This is a genomic window from Cellulomonas sp. zg-ZUI22, assembly GCF_017353535.1.
In the GTDB taxonomy this organism is placed as follows: domain Bacteria; phylum Actinomycetota; class Actinomycetes; order Actinomycetales; family Cellulomonadaceae; genus Cellulomonas; species Cellulomonas wangleii.
In genome coordinates, this window is the sequence record NZ_JAFMUZ010000002.1 from 351,899 (window position 1) to 371,994 (window position 20,096).

General features: G+C 74.9%; 19 protein-coding genes, 1 tRNA gene and 1 pseudogene. 11 read left to right on the top strand and 10 right to left on the bottom strand.

What is annotated here, in order from left to right:
* Window positions 1–36 precede the first annotated feature (36 nt).
* The 3 genes and pseudogenes from J1G43_RS09345 to J1G43_RS09355 form a co-directional block, all read right to left on the bottom strand.
* A pseudogene (locus tag J1G43_RS09345) lies at window positions 37–732 on the bottom strand (DUF4194 domain-containing protein); the annotation flags it as partial.
* Entirely contained in the window at window positions 729–2,198 is a 1,470-nt protein-coding gene (locus J1G43_RS09350; protein ID WP_207378364.1) for a DUF3375 domain-containing protein, read from the bottom strand. The pseudogene J1G43_RS09345 and the gene J1G43_RS09350, both read right to left, overlap by 4 nt.
* A 234-nt stretch (window positions 2,199–2,432) precedes the next feature.
* A tRNA-Leu gene (locus J1G43_RS09355) sits at window positions 2,433–2,515 on the bottom strand.
* 174 nt (window positions 2,516–2,689) lie between these two features.
* Between J1G43_RS09355 and J1G43_RS09360 the strand changes: the two genes are divergently transcribed.
* The 5 genes from J1G43_RS09360 (at window position 2,690) to J1G43_RS09380 (ending at window position 8,268) form a co-directional block, all read left to right on the top strand.
* Complete coding sequence (locus J1G43_RS09360) at window positions 2,690–3,958, top strand: AI-2E family transporter (RefSeq protein ID WP_207378365.1); 1,269 nt, start codon at window positions 2,690–2,692, stop codon at window positions 3,956–3,958.
* An 18-nt stretch (window positions 3,959–3,976) separates the two neighbouring features.
* On the top strand, window positions 3,977–4,918 hold the full coding sequence (locus J1G43_RS09365) for a PaaX family transcriptional regulator C-terminal domain-containing protein (protein WP_207378366.1): 942 nt from the start codon (window positions 3,977–3,979) through the stop codon (window positions 4,916–4,918).
* A gap of 221 nt (window positions 4,919–5,139) precedes the next feature.
* Entirely contained in the window at window positions 5,140–6,402 is a 1,263-nt protein-coding gene (locus J1G43_RS09370; RefSeq protein WP_207378367.1) for a cellulose binding domain-containing protein, read from the top strand.
* Window positions 6,403–6,552: 150 nt separating this feature from the next.
* Complete coding sequence (gene dinB / locus J1G43_RS09375) at window positions 6,553–7,809, top strand: DNA polymerase IV (RefSeq protein ID WP_207378368.1); 1,257 nt, start codon at window positions 6,553–6,555, stop codon at window positions 7,807–7,809.
* Window positions 7,810–7,884: 75 nt separating this feature from the next.
* Complete coding sequence (locus tag J1G43_RS09380) at window positions 7,885–8,268, top strand: helix-turn-helix domain-containing protein (protein WP_207341208.1); 384 nt, start codon at window positions 7,885–7,887, stop codon at window positions 8,266–8,268.
* A gap of 43 nt (window positions 8,269–8,311) precedes the next feature.
* Here the strand turns inward: J1G43_RS09380 and J1G43_RS09385 are convergent, their stop codons facing one another.
* The gene (locus J1G43_RS09385) at window positions 8,312–8,905 is read right to left on the bottom strand and encodes a ClpP family protease (RefSeq protein WP_207378369.1); all 594 of its coding nucleotides are present in this window, start codon (window positions 8,903–8,905) and stop codon (window positions 8,312–8,314) included.
* Window positions 8,902–9,516: a ClpP family protease gene (locus J1G43_RS09390; RefSeq protein WP_207341210.1), complete on the bottom strand. Its 615-nt coding sequence runs from the start codon at window positions 9,514–9,516 to the stop codon at window positions 8,902–8,904. The genes J1G43_RS09385 and J1G43_RS09390 overlap by 4 nt, the downstream gene beginning before the upstream one ends.
* 131 nt (window positions 9,517–9,647) lie before the next feature.
* Between J1G43_RS09390 and J1G43_RS09395 the strand changes: the two genes are divergently transcribed.
* Window positions 9,648–10,451 (top strand): alpha/beta fold hydrolase, encoded by an 804-nt coding sequence (locus J1G43_RS09395; protein WP_207341211.1) that lies wholly within the window; start codon window positions 9,648–9,650, stop codon window positions 10,449–10,451.
* Window positions 10,452–10,510: 59 nt separating this feature from the next.
* Here the strand turns inward: J1G43_RS09395 and J1G43_RS09400 are convergent, their stop codons facing one another.
* The 3 genes from J1G43_RS09400 to J1G43_RS09410 all read right to left on the bottom strand — a co-directional run bounded on the left by J1G43_RS09400 (window position 10,511) and on the right by J1G43_RS09410 (window position 12,593).
* A complete protein-coding gene (locus J1G43_RS09400) occupies window positions 10,511–10,978 on the bottom strand; it encodes a metallophosphoesterase (protein WP_207378370.1) in 468 nt (155 codons plus the stop codon).
* 43 nt (window positions 10,979–11,021) lie between these two features.
* Window positions 11,022–11,738: an alpha/beta fold hydrolase gene (locus J1G43_RS09405; protein WP_249670542.1), complete on the bottom strand. Its 717-nt coding sequence runs from the start codon at window positions 11,736–11,738 to the stop codon at window positions 11,022–11,024.
* Window positions 11,739–11,825: 87 nt separating this feature from the next.
* Window positions 11,826–12,593, bottom strand: coding sequence for a fructosamine kinase family protein (locus tag J1G43_RS09410; RefSeq protein WP_207341212.1), 768 nt, complete (start codon window positions 12,591–12,593; stop codon window positions 11,826–11,828).
* Between the two features lie 102 nt (window positions 12,594–12,695).
* Here J1G43_RS09410 and ald point away from each other — a divergent pair, with 102 nt between their 5' ends.
* The 3 genes from ald to J1G43_RS09425 all read left to right on the top strand — a co-directional run bounded on the left by ald (window position 12,696) and on the right by J1G43_RS09425 (window position 17,352).
* Window positions 12,696–13,811: an alanine dehydrogenase gene (gene ald / locus J1G43_RS09415; RefSeq protein ID WP_207341213.1), complete on the top strand. Its 1,116-nt coding sequence runs from the start codon at window positions 12,696–12,698 to the stop codon at window positions 13,809–13,811.
* Between the two features lie 134 nt (window positions 13,812–13,945).
* A complete protein-coding gene (locus tag J1G43_RS09420) occupies window positions 13,946–16,039 on the top strand; it encodes a M3 family metallopeptidase (protein ID WP_207341214.1) in 2,094 nt (697 codons plus the stop codon).
* Window positions 16,036–17,352, top strand: a complete 1,317-nt coding sequence (locus tag J1G43_RS09425) for a M20/M25/M40 family metallo-hydrolase (RefSeq protein ID WP_207378371.1) — start codon at window positions 16,036–16,038, stop codon at window positions 17,350–17,352. The genes J1G43_RS09420 and J1G43_RS09425 overlap by 4 nt, the downstream gene beginning before the upstream one ends.
* Window positions 17,353–17,414: 62 nt before the next feature.
* Here J1G43_RS09425 and J1G43_RS09430 read toward each other — a convergent pair whose 3' ends face one another.
* A complete protein-coding gene (locus tag J1G43_RS09430; RefSeq protein WP_207378372.1) occupies window positions 17,415–17,663 on the bottom strand; it encodes a DUF5703 family protein in 249 nt (82 codons plus the stop codon).
* A 102-nt stretch (window positions 17,664–17,765) separates the two neighbouring features.
* On the opposite strand from J1G43_RS09430, the gene J1G43_RS09435 reads away from it, so the two are divergent.
* Complete coding sequence (locus tag J1G43_RS09435; protein ID WP_207341217.1) at window positions 17,766–18,095, top strand: primosomal protein; 330 nt, start codon at window positions 17,766–17,768, stop codon at window positions 18,093–18,095.
* 50 nt (window positions 18,096–18,145) lie between these two features.
* Here the strand turns inward: J1G43_RS09435 and J1G43_RS09440 are convergent, their stop codons facing one another.
* Window positions 18,146–19,102, bottom strand: coding sequence for an aldo/keto reductase (locus J1G43_RS09440; protein ID WP_207378373.1), 957 nt, complete (start codon window positions 19,100–19,102; stop codon window positions 18,146–18,148).
* Between the two features lie 87 nt (window positions 19,103–19,189).
* Between J1G43_RS09440 and J1G43_RS09445 the strand changes: the two genes are divergently transcribed.
* Window positions 19,190–20,092, top strand: a complete 903-nt coding sequence (locus J1G43_RS09445) for an undecaprenyl-diphosphate phosphatase (protein WP_372437906.1) — start codon at window positions 19,190–19,192, stop codon at window positions 20,090–20,092.
* Window positions 20,093–20,096 lie beyond the last annotated feature (4 nt).

The window sequence follows — 20,096 nt, forward strand, 5'->3', positions numbered from 1 at the left end:
GTCGCCGCCCTCGGGGACGTCGGACTGCAGGGCGGGGGCGCCGGGCTCGTCGCCGCCCGGGGCGCCGCCGTCCGCCGCGTCGTCCGAGTCGCGCGTCCGCAGCCACTCGCGCAGCTCGGCGAGCCGCTCGTTGCTGAGCACGACCTCGACCAGGGGAGTCACGCGGTACCGGCCCTCGGACTCCTCGTCGATCACGCCGTCCTTGGCCAGCCGCGCGACCGCCGTGCGGATCTCACGCTGGTGCGCCGCGACGTTGGTGTCGTCCGGGTCGAAGTACGTCAGTGCGGTGGCCTCGAGCTCCTCGACGTCCACGCGGGCGGAGGTCTCCCCGGCGCCGCGCTCCCGCTGGAACACCGTGCGCAGGTGGACGAGGACGAGGGTCTCGGCGCGCGTGTACGGCTCGTCGCGCAGCAGCACGGGCACGTCGAGCTCGGCCGAGCGCACCTGCCGCTTGTACGCGATGCCGCGGTCGTGGTCGACGACGAGGTGGACGAACAGGTCGTGCAGGCGCGACTCGACGACCTGCTGGTTCTCCAGCAGGGTGCGCCACTGCGCGGGGTTGCGCTCGGCCAGCAGGAACCGTCGCTGCAGCAGCCGCACGAGGACCCGGCGCACGTCGGCATCGAGCGTCCCGGTGTCCCCGGCGAACAGCTCGGCCGGGTCGTCCTCCATCGCGACGGGCGCGATGAACCCGCCCGCCTCCACGTCGTCGTGCACGACGGTGTCCGTCATCGGTCCTCGTCCCTCGTCCTGGTCGTCGTCGCACCGAAGGCGAACCGGCGGCGCGTGCCGTCCGGTCGCACCGCGTCGACGAACGCGACCTCGTCGCTCTCGGTCATGCCGCGCTGGTGCGCGAGCTCCAGCAGGCCCAGCAGGTCCACCGGCCGGCGCAGCTCCTGCGGGGCGGCACGGAACGCCGCCGCCAGGTCCACCTCGGACGCGTCGACGCCGAACGCGCTCAGGTGCGCCTCGAGGTCCGCGTAGTGCGGCCCGCCCCAGGCGCGGGCGTCGGTGTCGGAGACGTCCGGCCCGTCGTCCCAGTCGGTCAGCGCGTCGGGCGCGCGCGGCGGGCGCAGGTCGCCGGGCGTCTGGCGCAGGTGCTCGACGTCCGCGACCGGTAGCCGGCGCAGCGGTGTCACGGCCTGCCCGCGGCGCGAGTCCGGGAGCCACGCCGCCATCCCCGTCATGACGTCGCGCAGCAGGTCGTCGACCTGCCGGTCGCGCAGCGGGTCGTGGTTGCGCACCTGCGCCGTGATCACGTACGACGCCTCGCGCTGGGCGGCGAAGACCTGGTCGAGCCCTTGCTCGATGCGCCGCACGATCTCGCGCAGCTCGGCGCGCTGCGCCGAGGGTAGCCGGGCGGCGAACCGGTGGCGCAGCACCGTGTCGAGCTGCACCGACAGCTCGTCGAGCCGCTGCGGGTCGCCCAGCAGCCGCAGCGCACCGGCGAACGCACGCCCCTCGGGGGTCGAGTCCATCACCTGCTCGCCGCGCTGCAGGTACTCGCGCAGCACGTCACCGGTCGGGCGCTGGTCCTGGCGCAGGGCGGTGACCACGTCGCGCTGCATCGCCTTGATCGACTCCGCGACGCGTGCGAAGTCCGCGGGCAGCTCGCGCACGAGGTGCACGACGTTCTCGGCCTCCTCGAGCAGCTCCTCGTCGTCGACCTCGTCGACCTCGCCCGTGCGCTCGAGGCGCGCGATCTCGGCCTGAAGCCGCCTCACCTCGGTGTCGAGGCGGGCGATGCGGACCATGACGTCCGGGTCGGCGTCGAGCGCGAGCCGCTCGACGGCCTCGAGCAGCGTGCGCACGCGCGACTGCGACACCCGGGCGCGTGCACCGCCGGCACGCCCCGCGACCTCGAGGGCCCCGACCGCGTGCGCCGACAGCCGGTACACCTCGACGTCGTCGTCGAGCACCTGGCGCACGAGCCAGCCCGCGTCCGCCCACTGCCGGCACAGGTCGCGCGCCGAGCCGACCGGCAGGGCGTCGCCGTGGCCGGCGGCGCGCAGCTGGTCCAGCGCGTCGGCGACCTCCGTGTGCACGTCGGCGACCGGCACGGCGGGCCGCTCGGCCGTGAACACGAGCGACAGCAGCGAGACGACCAGGGGAGCGTGCCGCTTGTGCAGCAGGTCGAGCATGGGGTTCTGGAACGCCCGGACGGCTCCCAGGTACGCCCCTTCGGCACGAGTGATCATCGCGGGACAGCGTAGGTGGTGCGGCGGCGTCCTCCCGCCCGCGCGGCGTCGGGGTGCGCACGGCGAGCGGGCGGAGCACGGCCACCGCCGTGGTGCGCGGCGTCGTGCCCGGTACCGGCGCGTCCCTCGCGCGGCGCCCGGCACACCCGAGCCGGGCGCCGACCGGCTCGCCGCACGAACGACGAAGGCCCCGATCACCAGGATCGGGGCCTTCGTCGTCGCTGTCTCAACGAGTGTCCGGAGGGGGACTTGAACCCCCACGCCCTTTCGGGCACTAGCACCTCAAGCTAGCGCGTCTGCCATTCCGCCACCCGGACGGGTGGACGTCGGGGAGCCGTTTCCGGCCCCTCGGCGCGGCAGAGAACATACCACGGTGGGGTCGTGGTTCCCGCATCGGCGGGTTCGCTCGGCTCGCCGGTGGGTCACCGCGCAGGAGCCGTGCGCGAGGGGCAGACTGCTCGTGTCAGCGCCACGGCGGAGCGGAGGTCGGCATGATCGAGGGGTCGGACGTCCGGTCGACCGCAGGTGCCGCCGGCCCCGCCACCCGCAAGGTCGCCGGCGGTCGCCGCAACCCCGCGGTCGCGGGTCGCGACGACACGGCGCCCCGGTGGCTGCGGCGGTCGGCGGGTGTCTCCTGGCGCCTGCTCGTGGTCCTCGCCGCCGTGGTCGTCGTCTTCTTCGCGACGTCCCGCGTGACGTTGCTGTTCATCGCGGTCTTCCTGGCGCTGGTCTTCACTGCCGTCCTGCGCCCGCTGGTCGAGCTCATGTCGCGCGTGATGCCCCGGGGCCTGGCCACCGCCCTGTCGCTGCTGGGCGGGACGCTGTTCTTCCTCGGCATGCTCACGTACGTCGGCTACTCGATCGCCACGCAGTGGAACGACCTGAGCAAGCAGTTCGCCACCGGCATCAAGCAGATCACCGACTTCCTCGAGAGCGGGACGCTGCCGTTCACGATCACCAGCGAGCAGATCGCCGCGTGGATCGAGAACGGGGTGAAGTGGATCCAGGACCACGCGGGTGACCTGGTCGGGGAGGTGGCGGCGAGCGCGGGGTCCGTCGTGGAGGGCTTCACCGCGCTCGCGCTCGCGGTGTTCTGCACCGTCTTCTTCCTCGCCCGCGGCGCCCAGATGTGGACGTGGTTCCTCAACCAGCTCCCGGCCCGCAACCGCCCGACCTGGCAGACAGCCGGTGACGCCGGCTGGTACACGTTCTCCGGGTACACGCGAGGCACCGTCATCATCGCGATCACGGACGGTCTCCTCGCCTTCGTCCTGCTCACGGCCCTGCGGGTGCCGCTCGCCGCACCGCTCGCCGTGCTGGTGCTCATCGGTGCGTTCATCCCGCTGATCGGCGCACCGGCGGCGATGGTCGTCGCGATGATCGTGGCGCTCGCGGCCAACGGCCTGTGGTCGGCGCTCGGGGTGGGCGTCGGGATCGCCCTCATCGGGCAGCTCGAGGGGCACATCCTGCAGCCGCTCATCATGGGCAAGCAGGTGTCGTTGCACCCCGTCGTCGTGGCGCTGTCCGTCACCGCGGGGACGCTGACCGCCGGCATCCTCGGTGCGGTGATCTCGGTCCCGCTGGTCGCCGTGGCCTGGGCGGTCTTCTCCCGGCTGCGCACGCTCGACCCGCCCATGGACGAGGACGTGACGGCCGACGACGACGAGGAGGACGGTGGCCCCGACCGCTCCGTCGAGCCCGGCGGGCGTGCGGGTGCGGCCCTCTCGACGCCGAGCGCGGAGCCGGACGCCGTGCGCTGAGCGGGCTACCGTGACGCCGTGGAACCGCACGGGGTCGACGTCGCCGCGCCCCGGCTGCAGCGTGGCCCCAGCCCGCAGCACCTGCTGACCACCGTCCTGGGGGAGCACCTCGACTCCGCCGACGCGGCGCTGCCGTCCGCGACGGTCGTCGCCGTGCTCAGGGAGTTCGGCATCAGCGCCGCGAGCGCCCGGGCGGCGCTGTCACGGCTGGTCCGGCGCGGCCTGATCGGCGTGCGCGCCAACGGCCGGACGCCGCTGTACCACGTGGCGCCGCAGGCGGTCGCGCGGCACCGCGAGACCATGCACCGGTTCCTCGCCTTCGGTGGTGTTCCGCGGGCGTGGGACGGGCAGTGGCTCACCGTCTCGTTCTCGTTGCCGGAGTCGTTGCAGCCGCAGCGGCACGCGCTGCGCAAGGCCCTCGGCTCCCTCGGCTTCGTGCGGCTGTACGACAGCGTGTGGATCAGCCCGGGCGACGACCCGGTGCCGGTCCGCGACAGGCTCACGCAGCTGCTGGGCGGCGTGCCCGGCGCGCGCTGGTCGGTCATGCGCACCCGCTTCGAGGACGAGGCCGGCCCGGGTGGACCGGCCGCGGCGTACGACCTGGACGCGCTGGAGCGCGCGTACCGGGACTTCGTCGAACGGCACGAGCCGCTGCTGCGGGACGTCCGGGCGCGGCGCGTCGGTCCGGCGCGCGCGCTGGTGGCGCGCGCGACCCTGATGGACGGGTGGCGACGCTTCGCCGCGGTGGACCCCGAACTCCCCCCGCACCTCCTTCCGTCCGGTTGGCCGCGGGAGCAGGCGCGCGCGACGTTCCTCGAGGCGCACACCGCGCTGGGACCCCTCGCGCACGAGCGGCTCGTGGACGTGATGTCGCCCACGTGGCCGGACGCCCCTCGGTGGGTCACGCACTACGTCGCGGCGGACGACCCGCGGGACCCGCCGCGCCGCGCGTCCCGCTGACCGGGAGGACGTCGGACTGCCCGGGGGTCGCACGGTCGGGTGGCGGAAACGTTTCGGAGCCCCAGGTGGTCCGGGCAGTTCCTGGACATTTGTCGTGACTGCAGCGACGGTGAGTGTGCATCTGCTCGACCGGTTCGCCAGCGGCGCCGCCCGGTCGCGGGTACCGCCGCCCGCCGAGGCCACCGGGCCCGTGGCGGACGTCGCCCCCATCGGAGGTCCCCATGAGACGACGAACGTTCGCCCGCCCCGTCCTGGCCGCAGCACTGGCCGCCGGGGCTCTCGTCGGCACGGCCGTGCTGACGCCCGCCGCGGCCGCACCGGGCGGGTCCGGCCCGTACCCCGCCGACTACTCGACGACGAGCGCGCTGCCCAACCACACGGTGTACCGCCCGGTGAACCTGCCCGCGGAGCGCATGCCCGTCGTGGTCTGGGCGAACGGGGCGTGCTCGGCCGACGGGACGTCCGCCCAGAACTTCCTGCGGGAGATCGCCTCGCACGGGTTCCTCGTGATCTCCAACGGCCGACCCGGAGGCGGCGGCAGCTCCAACGCGAGCTGGCTGACGCAGGCGATGGACTGGGCCACCGCCGAGAACTCCCGGCAGGGCAGCCCGCTGTACGGGCGGATCGACCCGGACAACGTCGGTGCCGCCGGGTTCTCGTGCGGCGGCATCGAGGCCTACGCCGTGTCGAACGACCCGCGTGTGCGCACCACCGGCATCTTCAGCAGCGGGCTGCTCAACGACGCCGACGACTACCAGCTGCGACGCCTCGACCACCCGATCGCGTACATCATCGGTGGGCAGAGCGACATCGCGTACCCCAACGCGATGGACGACTGGGGCAAGCTGCCCGCCGGGCTGCCCGCGTTCATGGGCAACCTCGACGTGGGGCACGGCGGCACGTACCACGAGACCAACGGCGGCCAGTTCGGTCGCGCGGCGCAGCTGTGGTTCCGTTGGCAGCTCAAGGGTGACCGGCAGGCCGGGCAGGCCTTCGTGGGCCAGAACTGCGGCCTGTGCACCTCGGGCTGGTCGGTCCAGCAGAAGAACCTGACGCTGGGGGCCGACCCGACGCCGACGCCCACGCCCACGCCCACGCCCACGCCCAGCGTGACGCCGACGCCGACCGTGACGCCGACACCCACCCCGACGCCGTCCCTCACGCCCACGCCGCCCCCGACGGACGGCGGCGGCACGTCCGCCTGCACCGCCGCCTACCGGGTCGTGAACCAGTGGGGCGAGGGCTTCGTGGCCGACGTCACGGTCACGGCGCGGTCCTCGCTGACCGGCTGGCGGGTACGGGTCACGCTGCCCGGTGGTGGCGTGTCGACCAGCTGGAACGGTGTGGCGAGCGGCTCGGGCGGTGCGGTGACGGTCTCCAACGCGCCGTGGAACGGCGCGGTCGCCGCGGGCCAGAGCACGACGTTCGGGTTCCAGGGCACGGGCAGCGGGGCGGGTGCCACCGTCACGTGCGAGGCCGCCTGACCTCGCGCTCACGCGCCTGACGCGGCGGGCCGGTGCTCCGGCCCGCCGCGTGGCGCGTCCGGTGCCCGTCCGATGGCGGGCGGATCCGCCGGGGTCCGGTGGTCCGTGGCCGGCACCACGCTCGAACACGTGTTCGACTATGCTGCTGCCATGGCGGGCCCCACGATCCTGCACGCCGACCTCGACGCGTTCTACGCGTCGGTCGAGCAGCTGCTGGACCCCCGCCTGCGCGGGCGTCCGATCGCGGTGGGCGGCAGCGCGCGCGGGGGCGTGGTGCTCGCCGCGTCGTACGAGGCGAAGGCGTACGGCGTGGCCGGGGGAATGCCGGGCTGGCGTGCCGCGCGGCTGTGTCCCGCGCTGCAGTTCGTCCCCGGTCGGTTCCGGGAGTACCAGCCACTCGCGGACCGCGTCATGGACATCCTGGGCGACGTCACCCCGGCCGTGGAGCGGATCTCGATCGACGAGGCCTTCCTCGACGTCTCCGGGTCGACGCACCTGTTCGGCCCGCCCGAGCGGATCGCGCAGCTCCTGCGGCGGCGGGTCCGCGAGGAGGTCGGTCTGCCGATCTCGGTGGGCGCCGCACGCACCAAGCACCTGGCCAAGATCGCCTCCCAGGTGGCCAAGCCGGACGGCCTGGTGGTCGTCGACCCCGAGCGGGAGCGCGAGTTCCTCGACCCGCTGCCGGTCGGGCTCCTGTGGGGTGTCGGACCGGTCGCCCGCGCCCGGCTCGCCGAGCGCGGCATCACGACGATCGGGGAGCTGGCCCGCACGCCGTCGAGCGCCGTCGAGCAGGTGCTGGGGCACGCGGTCGGTGCACGGATGTCGGCACTCGCGCACAACGAGGACCCGCGCCGGGTCGCCGGTGCGGGGCGGGCGCGGTCCGTCGGGGCGCAGTCCGCGCTCGGCCGGCAGCCCGTGACGCGCGAGCTGGTGCGCGAGGTGCTCACCCAGCTCGCCGACCGCGTCGCCGGCCGCCTGCGGGCCAAGGACCGTGCCGGGCGCACCGTGACCGTGCGGGTGCGGTTCCCCGGCATGCGGTCGGTCACGCGGTCGTCCACGCTGCCCGGGCCGGTGGCGGCGACCCTGACCCTCACCGAGGTCGCCGAGCAGCTCGTGTGGCAGGCGATCCGCGAGCAGCCGCAGCCCGAGCCCGAGGTGACGCTGCTCGCGGTCTCGGTGTCCGGGCTCGTCCCGCAGTCGGCGCTGCAGCTCGAGCTGCCGCTGGAGGCCGACGACCCGCGACGACCGGGGTCGGAGCACGGCGCCGCGCGGTGGGCCGTCGACCGGTCCGTCGACGCGGTGCGCGCCCGGTTCGGCACCCGCGCCGTGGGGTACCTGCCCGCCGCGATGCCGCGCGTGCGCACGGTGCCGGACGAGTTCCGGGAGCTCGCCGAGCACGACCTGTGACCGGGTGCCCTCCCGGCCGTTCTGCCGTCAGCAGATCGTGTTCCGCGCCGACCCCGACGGACCTAGGTTCGGTCCATGGACCACGACGTCGTCCCGCTCGCCCCGCTCGTGCCGCGACGCCCGTCGGCGTGGCGGCGGACCATCGGCGCGCTGCTGCGGGCGGCCAGGGAGGACCGCGGGCTGCGCCTGGTCGACGTGGCCGCCCGGGCGCGACTGTCGCCGCAGTACCTCTCCGAGGTCGAGCGAGGGCTGAAGGAGCCGTCGTCCGAGGTGCTGGCGGCACTGACGGACGCCCTCGGGCTGACGCTCGTCGACCTCGCCGAGGGCATCGCCGCGGTCCTGGGCCGCACGGCCGTGCGCGGGCGCGTGGGCGGGACGGTCCGGTCCCTGTCCGCGCTGCCGGGGCGGGCGGACGGCCCCGCGGCACCGCGGCGTCCGGACGTCCTGCTGGCCGCCTGACGCCTGCGGGCCCGCCGGCGCCGGTGCGGGGCCGCTCGCCCCGTCAGCGTCCCCGTGACCGCACCACGTGGTCGGCGATGCCGTACGCCACCGCCTGCTCGGCCGTCAGCACCAGGTCGCGGTCGGTGTCGCGGCGCAGGGTCGCCGTGTCCTTGCCCGTGTGGCGGGACAGCACCTCCTCGAGCTGGGCCCGCACCCGCACCACCTCGTCCGCGGCCAGGATGAGGTCGGGCACCGTCCCCTGCCCGCGGGTCGACGGCTGGTGCAGCACCACCCGACCGTGCGCGAGGATCGCGCGCCGCCCGGCGGCGCCCCCCGCCAGCAGCACGGCCGCGTCCGCCGCGGCCTGCCCCACGCAGGTGGTCTCGACGTCGGGGCGCACGTACTGCATCGCGTCGTAGACGGCGAGCATCGCCGACGTGTCGCCGCCGGGGGAGTTCACGTACAGCTGGATCGGCAGGTCGGGGTTGTCCGCCTCCAGGTGCAGCAGCTGCGCGAGCAGCACGTTCGCCACCCCGTCGTCCAGCGGCGTGCCCAGGTAGACGATCCGCTCGGACAGCAGCCGGCTGAACACGTCCACCGACCGCTCGACGGTGCCGCGCCGCTCGACGACGTTCGGCACCAGGTAGCCGCTCATGCGCCGAACCCCGCGATCCCCACCGTGGCGCCCGGGTGCCGGGGGCGCACGTCGGCCAGGCCAGGGGTGACCGCGTCGACGAACCCGTACGCGAGCGCCTCCTGCGCCGTGAACCAGCGGTCGCGCAGCGAGTCCTCCCGCACGCGGTCGACCGGCTGGCCCGTGTGCTGCGCGATCAGCCCCAGCACGGTGTCGCGCGTGTGCCGCAGGTCGTCGGCCTGCAGCTCCACGTCCACGGCGGTGCCGCCGATGCCCGCCGACCCCTGGTGCAGCAGCACCCGCGCGTGCGGCAGCGCGTACCGCTTGCCGGGCGTGCCGGCCGAGAGCAGGAACTGCCCGGCGCTCGCGGCCATCCCGGCCGCCACGGTCCGCACGTCGTTGGGGATCAGCCGCATGACGTCGTGGACCGCGAGCATCGCGGGGACGGACCCGCCGGGCGAGCTGATCCACAACGTGATGTCGGTGCGCGGGTCGTCGGCCGACAGCAGCAGCAGCTGCGCGGTCAGGCGGTGCCCGGTCTGCTCGTCGAGCGCCGTGCTGAGCGCGACGACGCGCTCGTCGGCCAGCCGCGCGAGCAGCTCGTCGTCGTAGGGACGTGTCGGTGTGGTCATGACCCCACCCTGCGCCGGGCCCGGGACGCCCGGGACGGCGCGCTGCCGACGGCGGATCCGCCACGGGCAGCGCACACCGTCGGCCGTCGCCGGCGGGTCGCGGCACGGACCACGCCCTAGGCTCGGGCCCCGTGAGCACCAGCGCGCCGCCCGTCGTCAGCACCACCGTGGGGGAGTCCGGGCAGCCGGTCGTCTTCCTGCACGGGCTGTTCGGCCAGGGGCGCAACTTCACGCAGGTCGCCAAGGCGCTGGCGCCGGACTTCCGCTCGCTGCTCGTCGACCTGCCCAACCACGGCCGCTCGGGCTGGACCGAGGACGTCGACTACGCGGGGACCGCCGACCTGGTGGCCGAGCACCTGCGGGGCGGGTTCGCCGCGGACGGGCCCGTGCACGTCGTCGGGCACTCGATGGGCGGCAAGGTCGCCATGCTGCTCGCCCTGCGGCACCCCGATCTCGTGGACCGGCTCGTCGTCGCGGACATCGCCCCGGCGTCCGGAGGGTCGCTGGGGGAGTTCGCGCACCTGCTCGACAGCCTCGCGGCGATCGACCTGAGCACGCTGACCCGCCGCGGCGAGGCCGACGAGCGGCTCGCGGAGCGCGTCCACGACGCCCGGGTGCGCGGCTTCCTGCTGCAGAACCTGCGTGCCGACGGCGACGGGTTCCGGTGGCAGGCCAACCTCGACCTGCTGCGCCGCGACCTGCCCACGATCGGCGGGTTCCCCGACGTGGGGGACGCCACGTTCGACCACCCGGTGCTGTGGGTCGCCGGGGACCGCTCGGACTACGTGAGGCCCGAGCACGGTCCGGCGATGCGGCGCCTGTTCCCCCGCACGACGCTCGTGACGATCAAGGGCGCCGGGCACTGGGTGCACTCCGAGCAGCCCGAGGCGTTCGTGTCCGCGCTGCGCACGTTCCTCGGCGCTGCAGACCGCTGACCCCGGCGGGCCCGTCCGCCCGGCGGGGTGCGCACGGCCCGGTCGGTCGGCGCGCGCGCTCAGACGTCGTCGGCGCGCAGGCCGCGCTCCGCGTGCAGACCCCGGTACACGGCCGTGCGCAGCTCGATCGCGTACGCCTCGCGCTCGGGCATCCCCAGGTCCCGGGCCACCGCGATCTCGGCCTCGACGTCGTACGGCACCCGCACCACCTGCAGCGAGAACGGAGCCGACGCGTCACCACCCGGCTCGCCCTCGAGCACGACGTAGGAGGCGGTCGGCTCGTCGAGCGGGTTGCCCACGCTGCCGACGTTGAACAGCGTGCGACCGTCCTGCGTCTCGACGTAGGTGTCGTGGACGGCGCCGTACCCGACCATCGTCGGCACCGGGCCGTCACCCGTGAGCTCGGTGGTCGCGAACATCCCGGCGAACTCCTCGTCCGTGTGGTGGAAGTGCACGCGCACGTGGACGCTGCGCGCGGACGCGTGCAGCAGCCGGATCCGGCGGCCGCTGAGCTCGAGGTGGTGCACCAGCCGGCTCCCTCCGTCGTCGTCCGGCGAGGGCAGCGGGACGTCAGGCGGCTGCGGCCAGGGCGGGCGCGGGCCTGCGGGCCGCGAGCTCGTGCAACGCGTCCAGCAGCACCCGGTTGAAGGCGGCGGGGGCGTGGGAGTTGACGTCGTGGCCCGCGCCGGGGACGACGGTCAGGCGGGCGCGGGGCACCGCGCGCAGGTAGCGCCGCTCGTCGAGGCGCAGCGGGTCGCGCGCACCGTTGACGAGCCAGACCGGCAGCAGCACACGGCGCAGGTCGTTCAGCGGGGAGTAGCCGGCCATCGCGGTCAGCATGTCGGTCACGACGTGCCACGAGCCCTTGCCCAGGCCGAACCACCGCGTGACGTGGTGCGCCGCCCGGCGGTACAGCGACAGCGGCTTGCCCTTGATCTCCGTCGAGCAGCCCGCCAGCACGATGCCCGCGATGCGCTCCTCGTGGCGCCCCGCGTACGCCAGCGCCGTGTAGCCGCCCAGCGACAGCCCTACCAGCAGCGGCTGCTGCGCGCAGGACCGCACCGCGTCGTCGATCGCGGCCAGGGCGCCGTCGAGCGTGAACCGCTCGTCGGAGCGCGAGCCGTGCCCCGGCAGGTCGATCGCCACCGTCGGGTGCCCGCTGCGCTGCAGCGCCCGGACCTGGGGCGACCAGATCTCCGAGGACGTGCGGGTGCCGTGGACGAGGACGATGGGGCGTGTGATGAGGGGCCTCCCGGGCGTGGGTCGATCGGTCGTCCCGGCCCGCACGGCGCCGGTGCCGTGGTCCGGGACATTGCGACGCTAACCCGCCGATCCGGGTGCCCGCCTGTCGTGCCCGGGTCCCTCACGAAGTTCTCACACGAGGACGTCGCGCAGCAGCGCCCGGGTCTGCGCGACGTACCCGCCGCCGAACAGCAGGGCGTGCACCGCGACCGGGTACAGCTGGTGCAGACCCACCCGGTGCCGCCGGCCCGGCAGCGGGTGCACCTCCTCGTACCCCCGCAGCACCTCGTCGAGGTGGGGCAGGCCGAAGAGCTCGAGCATGGCCAGGTCGGTCTCGCGGTGCCCGCCGTGCGCCGCCGGGTCGATCAGGGTCGCGCCCCGCGCCGTCCACACCACGTTGCCCTGCCACAGGTCGCCGTGCAGGCGCGCGGGCGGCTCGCCGTCGTCCCAGCGGCCCGCCCGCAGCAGGTCCGCGAGCCTGCCGAAGGCGTCGTCGTCCTGCGGGGTGGTCAGGCCCGCGCGGCGCAGGTCCCGCGCGACCGGCTCGATGCGGCAGTCCGCGAGGAACGGCCCCCACGCGTCGTACGACCCTGCCGGCATCGGCAACGGTGCGTCCAGGGGGCCGAACCACCCGTCCCCGGACCACCCGTCGGGCGGTGCTCCGAACGCCGCGGCCCCGGCGTCGTGCGTGCGGGCCAGGTCCCTCCCGAACGCCCGGGCCGCGGCGGCGTCCGGGGGGACGGGGAGCAGCCGCACCAGGTCGAGGTGGTCGTCAGCGACGTCGAGGACCTCGACGACCGGGACGCCCCCGGCGGCGGCCAGCCAGCGCAGACCCGCGGCCTCGCACGCGAAGAACCCGGCGGGCGCGTCCTGGCGGGACTTGCGGTGCACGGTCGACACACGGCCACGCTACCGACCGCCATCAGGTCGTCATGCGGGCGCAACGTCCCCGCAGGACACTGGACGGACCGCACCACCGCCCTCGGCCACAGGAGATCCGTCATGCAGGTCGGCGTCCCGCGCGAGACCAAGAACCGCGAGTACCGGGTCGCCCTGACCCCGGCCGGGGTGCAGCACCTCGTCGCGCGCGGGCACAAGGTCCTCGTCGAGGCCGGCGCGGGTGCCGGTTCCGCCGTGCCCGACGAGGACTACGCCGCCGCCGGCGCCCGCATCGTCCCCACCGCCGCCGACGCGTGGGCGGCCGAGCTGGTGTGCAAGGTGAAGGAGCCGATCGCCCAGGAGTACGGCTACCTGCGCGAGGACCTCACGCTGTTCACCTACCTGCACCTGGCCGCCGACCGGCCCACCACCGACGCGCTGCTGTCCGCCGGCACCACGTCGATCGCGTACGAGACCGTGCAGCTGCCCGACGGCTCGCTCCCGCTGCTCGCACCCATGAGCGAGGTCGCCGGGCGGCTCGCCACGCAGGTGGGCGCCTACCACCTCATGCGCAACGAGGGGGGCCGCGGCCTGCTGCTCGGCGGGGTGCCCGGCGTCGACGGCGCCAAGGTCGTGGTCCTCGGCGGCGGCGTCGTCGGGACGCACGCCGCTCAGATCGCCGCCGGCATGCGCGCCGACGTGACGGTGCTCGACCTGTCGGTGCCGCGGCTGCGCGAGCTCGACGACCTCTTCGGCGGGCGCGTGCGCACGATCGCGTCGTCGACCTGGGCGATCGAGCACGAGTTGCTCGACGCCGACCTCGTGGTCGGCGCGGTCCTGCTGCCCGGGGCGCGCGCGCCCCGCCTCGTCAGCAACGAGCTGGTGTCCCGCATGCGGCAGGGGTCGGTGCTGGTCGACGTGTCCGTCGACCAGGGCGGTTGCTTCGAGGACACCCGGGCCACGACCCACGACGAGCCGACGTTCCGTGTGCACGGCTCCGTGCTGTACTGCGTCGCCAACATGCCCGGGGCGGTCCCGGTGACGTCGACCCGCGCGCTGACCAACGCGACGCTGCCGTACCTCGCCTCGCTGGCCGACCTGGGGTGGCAGGGTGCCGCGGCGGCGGACCCGGCGCTCGCGGGCGGTCTGACGACGCACGGTGGCCGGCTGCTCAACGCGGCGGTCGCGCAGGCCCACGGCTACCCCTGGACGTCACCCGACGCGTTGCCGGCGGCGTAGGGCGACGCGCAGCGCCGAGCCACCGGCCGCACCGCGCCCCGCACGGCCCCGCACCGGAGGCGTGACGTGCGCGACGCGACGCCCCGGTGCGCCGGCGCGTGCCCGGCGGTGCCCGCGTCTGTGACGATGGCCCCATGACCTCCGACGCGCTGCCGCTCGACCCCGCCAACCCGTTCGCCCGGGCGTCCGACCTGCCCTACGGCCTCCCGGACTTCCGGGAGCTGCGCGAGGAGCACTTCCTCCCGGCGATCCGTGCCGGCATGGCCGAGCAGCGCGCCGAGGTCGAGGCCGTCGCCACCGACCCCGCCGAGCCCACCGTCGAGAACACGCTCGAGGCCCTGGAGCGCTCCGGAAAGCTGCTGTCGCGGGCCGCGTCGGCGTTCTACGTCCAGGCCGGTGCGGACTCCACGCCGGGCCTGCAGGCGATCGAGGAGGAGGTCGCGCCGCTGCTCGCCGAGCACTCCGACGCCATCTGGCTGGACGCCCGGCTGCACGCCCGCGTGGAGGCGCTCGCCGCGGCGCTCGAGGCCGAGGGCGCGCAGCTCGCGCCCGACACGGCGTGGCTGCTGCACCGCACCCGCACCCGGTTCGCGCGCGCGGGTGTCGGGCTCGGGCCGCAGGAGCAGGAGCGGCTGCGTGCCATCAACGCCGAGCTGACCACGCTCGACGCGACGTTCGGCCGGCGGCTCCTGGCCGCGACCAACGCGGCGGCCGTGCTCGTCACGGACGAGGCGGAGCTCGACGGGCTGCCCGAGGACGCGCGCGCCGCGGCGGCGCAGGCGGCCACCGCGCGCGGCCACGAGGGCGCCTGGCTCATCGAGCTGCAGCTGCCCACCCAGCAGTCCGTGCTGTCGCTGCTGCGCGACCGCGGGCTGCGGGAGCGGATCATGACCGCGTCGCTGGGCCGCGGGGCCGCCGGCGACGAGAACGACACCCGCAGCACCCTGCTGGGCATGGTGCGGCTGCGTGCCGAGCGGGCCCGCCTGCTGGGCTTCGAGCACCACGCCGCCTACGTCGCCGCGGACGCCACGGCGGGGTCGGCGCAGGCGGTGGAGGACATGCTGTCGCAGCTGGCACCCGCGGCCGTCGCCAACGCGCGCGCCGAGGCCGCGGACCTCGAGAACGCGCTGCAGGCCGACCACCCGGGGTCCTCGCTGGAGCCGTGGGACTGGGCGTACTACGCCGGGCGCGTGCGGCAGGAGCGCCGCGCCCTGGACGAGGCGGAGCTGCGTCCCTACCTGGAGCTCGAGCGCGTGCTCGCCGACGGCGTCTTCCTGGCGGCCAACCGCCTCTACGGCCTGACGTTCGCCGAGCGGCACGACCTGGTCGGCTACCACCCCGACGTCCGCGTCTTCGAGGTGTTCGACGCCGACGGCTCGGGCCTCGGGCTGTTCCTCGGCGACTGGTGGACGCGTCCTGCCAAGCGTGGCGGCGCGTGGATGAACTCCCTGGTGGAGCAGTCGACGCTGCTGCGCGACGCGCCCGTCGTGGTCAACAACCTCAACGTGCCCAAGCCGCCGCCCGGGGAGCCGACGCTGCTGACCTGGGACGAGGTCATCACGCTCTTCCACGAGTTCGGGCACGCGCTGCACGGGCTGCTGTCCGACGTGCGCTACCCGTCGCAGTCCGGGACCAACGTGCCGCGGGACTTCGTCGAGTACCCGTCGCAGGTCAACGAGATGTGGGCGTGGGACCCCGAGGTGCTGCGGTCGTTCGCGGTGCACCACGAGACCGGCGAGCCGATGCCCGAGGAGTGGGTGCGGACGCTGCTCGCGGGCCGTCAGGACGGCGAGGGGTTCGCCACCACGGAGTACCTCGCCGCCGCGCTGCTGGACCAGGCCTGGCACCGGCTGACCCCCCAGGAGGTGCCGGCGGACCCGGCCGACGTCGTGGAGTTCGAGGCCCGCGCGCTGCGCGCCGCCGGCGTCGACCTGCGCACGGTCCCGCCGCGGTACCGCACGACGTACTTCAACCACATCTTCTGCAGCGGGTACTCGGCCGGCTACTACGCGTACATCTGGTCCGAGGTGCTCGACGCCGACACCGTGGAGTGGTTCACCGAGAACGGCGGGCTGGACCGCGCCAACGGCGACACGTTCCGCGCCCGGTTGCTGGCCCGGGGCGGGTCGGTGGACCCGCTGCAGTCGTTCGCGGACCTGCGGGGTCGGGGCCCGCGCATGGAGCCGCTGCTCACGCGGCGCGGCCTGCTCGGGGCGGTCGCGCGGTGAGCGGCGGGGCCACCGCCGCGGACGAGGTCGTCGACCTGTGCCGCGAGCTCATCCGGTACGACACCACCAACCCGGGCGACGGCACGGGGCCGGGGGAGCGGGCGGCGGCGGAGTACGTCGTGGGTCTGCTGCAGGACGTCGGCCTGGAGCCGGAGCTGTTCGAGAGCGAGCCGGGACGGGCCAACGTCGTCGTGCGGCTGGAGGGCGCCGACCCGTCACGGCCGGCCCTGGTGGTGCACGGGCACCTCGACGTGGTGCCCGCCCACGCGCCCGACTGGTCGGTGGACCCGTTCGCCGGCGAGCTGCGCGACGGCCTGGTGTGGGGCCGCGGTGCGGTCGACATGAAGGACATGGACGCGATGGTGCTCGCCGTCGTGCGGCAGATGGTCCGCGAGGGCCGGCGGCCGGCCCGTGACGTCGTCGTCGCGATGTTCGCCGACGAGGAGGCGGGCGGTCGGCTCGGCGCGCACTGGGCCGTCGAGCACCGACCCGAGCTGTTCGCCGGTGCCACCGAGGCGATCAGCGAGGTCGGGGGCTTCTCCGTCGACGTCGCCGGGCAGCGGGTGTACCTGCTGCAGACCGCGGAGAAGGGCCTGGCGTGGTTGCGGCTCGTGGCCCGGGGCCGCGCCGGGCACGGCAGCCAGGTCAGCACCGACAACGCGGTGACGCACCTGGCGGCGGCCGTCGCCCGCATCGGTGCGCACCCCTGGCCGCTGCAGCTCACGCCGACCGTGCGTGCGCTGCTCGAGGGGGTCGCGGACCTCACGGGGCTGCCGTTCGACGCGGACGACCCCGCGGGCGTCGAGGCGCTGGTCGAGGCGCTGGGACCGGTGTCGCGGTTCGTGGGGGCGACGCTGCGCCACTCGACCAACCCCACGCGTCTGGCCGCCGGGTACAAGGAGAACGTCATCCCCGGGGAGGCGACGGCCGTGGTCGACGGCCGGTTCCTGCCCGGTCGCTCGGCCGAGTTCGACGAGACCGTCGCCGGCCTGGCAGGTCCTCACGTGCAGGTCGAGGACCTCGTGCGTGACACCGGGCTCGAGGTGCCGTTCGAGGGTGCGCTGGTCGACGCCATGACCGCGGCGGTCCTCGCGGAGGACCCGGGAGCGCACGTCCTGCCCTACATGCTCTCGGGCGGCACCGACAACAAGTCGCTGTCGCGCCTGGGCATCACGGGGTACGGCTTCGCGCCGCTGCGGCTGCCCGCCGACCTGGACTTCGCCGGGATGTTCCACGGCGTCGACGAGCGGGTGCCGGTCGACGCCCTGCAGTTCGGCACGCGCGTGCTGGACCGGCTCCTCTCGACCTGCTGACGACGGTGCCGGGCAACCGCCGCCGGGCGGCCCGGCACGCGTCGGCGTTCCCGGCCGGCCGGTCAGCCGAGGGTCTCGGCCAGCGTGGAGCGCACGCGGATGATCTTGCGGCGCAGCCACACACGTCGCTCGCCGCCCGCGTACAGCCGCAGACGGGCCAGCTCCCACCGCCCGTACTCGGCCTCGTCCGTCAGCAGACGGCGGGCGTCACCGCCCGAGGTCGTCGGCGGGATCCGCAGGACCCGGTACTCCCACTGCCCGCCCTGCGTGTCCCACTCGCTGCGCCGGTCGCGCACCGTGTTCTTCGCCATCGCCTCACCCCGTCCCGCCCGTCCGGGCCCGGCGTCGTGCCAGGAGCGCCCACGAGCGCCGATGCGCTGCCATTGTGCCCTGCGCGGCGCTACCGTCGTCGCATGACCGTGGACCCGCGTGCCGCCCTCGACCGTCTGGTCGCCGCCCTCGAGGCGCACTACGCCGCCGTCCTCGCCAAGCAGGGCGACGACGACCCGGTGGTGGACGACGCCTACGACGTCCTGGCCGACGCGTTCGAGGTCTACGACGACGCGCTGGGCACGGAGCACGGGGAGGCGACCCCGTTCTACCTCGCCGAGGAGGACGACGAGGACGACGAGGACGACGACGACCTCGACGAGGACGACCTCGACGACGAGGACGACGACGACCTGGACGAGCACGGGGAGGTCGACGACGACGACCTCGCCTACCCGCACGCGGGCGCCTGACCCGCAGGGGCGGACCGACCCGTGGGCCGGTGCCCGACGCCGGCGCGTCCTCAGCGCTCCGGGTAGCCGGCCGGCGGTGCGGTGATCTCGTCGAGGGCGACGACGATCTCCGGCGGCAGCCGCAGGTCGTCGACCGCGAGCGCGCCCCGCAGCTGCGTGGCCGTGCGCGCGCCGACGACCGCGCTGGCCACACCGGGTCGTGACGTCACCCAGGCGAGGGCGACCTCCAGGGGGGTGCGGTCCAGACCGGCGGCGGCGGTGACGACGGCGTCGACCACCCCGGCGGCGTCGGCCGTGAGGTAGGGCTGCACGAACCCCGCGAGGTGCGCGGAGGCCGCCCGCGAGTCCGCCGGGATCGTGCGCCGGTACTTGCCCGTCAGGACACCGCGACCCAGCGGTGACCAGGCCAGCAGGCCCGCACCGAGCGCCGTGCAGGCGGGCAGCACCTCACGCTCGACGCCACGCTGCAGCAGCGAGTACTCCGCCTCGACGCCCGCGAGCCCCGGGTCGTGCTCCAGCAGCGTCGCCGCCCGGGCCACCTGCCACCCGGCGTGGTTGGACAGCCCGACGTACCGCGCCTTGCCGACCGCCACGGCGTGGCGCAGCGCCGAGACGGTCTCCTCGAGCGGGGTGCGGGCGTCAGGCGTCGCGAGCCACAGGTCCACGTGGTCCGTGCGCAGCCGCCGCAGCGAGCCGTCGAGGCTGTCCAGCAGCGCCCCGCGCGAGGCGTCGACGACGCCCCCGTCGGCGGTGCGCCGCACGCCCGCCTTGGTGCAGATGACGACGTCCTCACGCGCCGCGACGTCCCCGAGCAGCGTGCCCAGCAGCTCCTCGGCGCCGCCGTCGGCGTACGCGGCCGAGGTGTCGACGAGCGTGCCGCCGGCCTCGACGAAGTCGCGCAGCTGGTCGGCCGCCTCGTGGTCGTCGGTGTCCCGGCTCCACGTCATGGTGCCGAGGCCCAGGGACGAGACGCGCAGACCCGTACGGCCCAGACGGCGGTGCTCCATGGGGCGCCACCCTAGCCGCGTCCGCGGGTCCGCCCGGTACGCCGGGCCGCGCGCCACCGTCGCGGGGCACCGCTATCGTTGCGCCTCGTGGCGACGGGTATCGGGACAGGCGAGGCGATCCTCCTGGGGCTGGTCCAGGGGCTGACGGAGTTCCTCCCGGTCTCCTCCAGCGCGCACCTGCGCATCGTGGGTGAGCTGGTCGGGTCGGGCGACCCGGGTGCGGCGTTCACCGCGATCACGCAGCTCGGCACGGAGACCGCGGTCCTGCTGTACTTCCGCCGCGACATCAAGCGCATCGTGCTGGCCTGGTGGGCGGCGCTGCGGGGCGCGTACGGCACGGACTGGCGCTCGCGCGCCGGCATGCCGGCGGGGCGTCCGTCGGACCACGACGCGCTCATGGCCTGGTTCATCGCCCTGGGCACGGTGCCGATCGTGGTGCTGGGCCTGGCGTTCCAGGACGCGATCGAGCGCCCGTTCCGCAACCTGTGGCTGGTGGCGTTGACGTTGGCCGTCTTCGCCCTCGTGCTCGGCTGGGCCGACCGCCGGGGGGCCAAGACCCGCACGCTGGACGAGCTGACGCCACGCCACGCGCTGGCCTTCGGGTTCTGGCAGGCCCTCGCGCTGGTGCCCGGTGTCTCCCGCTCCGGCGGCACGATCACCGGCGGGCTGCTCATGGGCTACACCCGTGAGGCCGCCGCGCGGTACTCGTTCCTGCTCGCGATCCCCGCAGTGTTCGGCTCGGGGTTCTTCCAGCTCGCCAAGAGCGTCGGCGACTTCGGTGAGGCGGGGACGCCCGGGTTCGGGGCCACCCTGATCGCGACGCTCGTCGCCTTCGTGGTCGGCTACGTCGTCATCATCGCGTTCCTCAAGATCGTGTCGACCTTCAGCTACACGCCCTTCGTGTACTACCGGCTCGGCCTGGCCGCGCTCGTCGTGGTGCTGCTGCTCACGGGCGTCCTCGAGCCGGTGACGGCGCCGACGAACGCCTGACGGC

What these genes read in the sequence shown, in the direction of transcription:
- J1G43_RS09440 (WP_207378373.1), bottom strand. Translation starts at nt 19,102, where the DNA reads ATGGAGCACCGCCGTCTGGGCCGTACGGGTCTGCGCGTCTCGTCCCTG.
- J1G43_RS09390 (WP_207341210.1), bottom strand. Translation starts at nt 9,516, where the DNA reads ATGACCACACCGACACGTCCCTACGACGACGAGCTGCTCGCGCGGCTG.
- J1G43_RS09420 (WP_207341214.1), top strand. Translation starts at nt 13,946, where the DNA reads ATGACCTCCGACGCGCTGCCGCTCGACCCCGCCAACCCGTTCGCCCGG.
- J1G43_RS09385 (WP_207378369.1), bottom strand. Translation starts at nt 8,905, where the DNA reads ATGAGCGGCTACCTGGTGCCGAACGTCGTCGAGCGGCGCGGCACCGTC.
- J1G43_RS09380 (WP_207341208.1), top strand. Translation starts at nt 7,885, where the DNA reads ATGGACCACGACGTCGTCCCGCTCGCCCCGCTCGTGCCGCGACGCCCG.
- dinB (WP_207378368.1), top strand. Translation starts at nt 6,553, where the DNA reads ATGGCGGGCCCCACGATCCTGCACGCCGACCTCGACGCGTTCTACGCG.
- J1G43_RS09360 (WP_207378365.1), top strand. Translation starts at nt 2,690, where the DNA reads ATGATCGAGGGGTCGGACGTCCGGTCGACCGCAGGTGCCGCCGGCCCC.
- J1G43_RS09435 (WP_207341217.1), top strand. Translation starts at nt 17,766, where the DNA reads ATGACCGTGGACCCGCGTGCCGCCCTCGACCGTCTGGTCGCCGCCCTC.
- J1G43_RS09430 (WP_207378372.1), bottom strand. Translation starts at nt 17,663, where the DNA reads ATGGCGAAGAACACGGTGCGCGACCGGCGCAGCGAGTGGGACACGCAG.
- J1G43_RS09370 (WP_207378367.1), top strand. Translation starts at nt 5,140, where the DNA reads ATGAGACGACGAACGTTCGCCCGCCCCGTCCTGGCCGCAGCACTGGCC.
- J1G43_RS09350 (WP_207378364.1), bottom strand. Translation starts at nt 2,198, where the DNA reads ATGATCACTCGTGCCGAAGGGGCGTACCTGGGAGCCGTCCGGGCGTTC.
- ald (WP_207341213.1), top strand. Translation starts at nt 12,696, where the DNA reads ATGCAGGTCGGCGTCCCGCGCGAGACCAAGAACCGCGAGTACCGGGTC.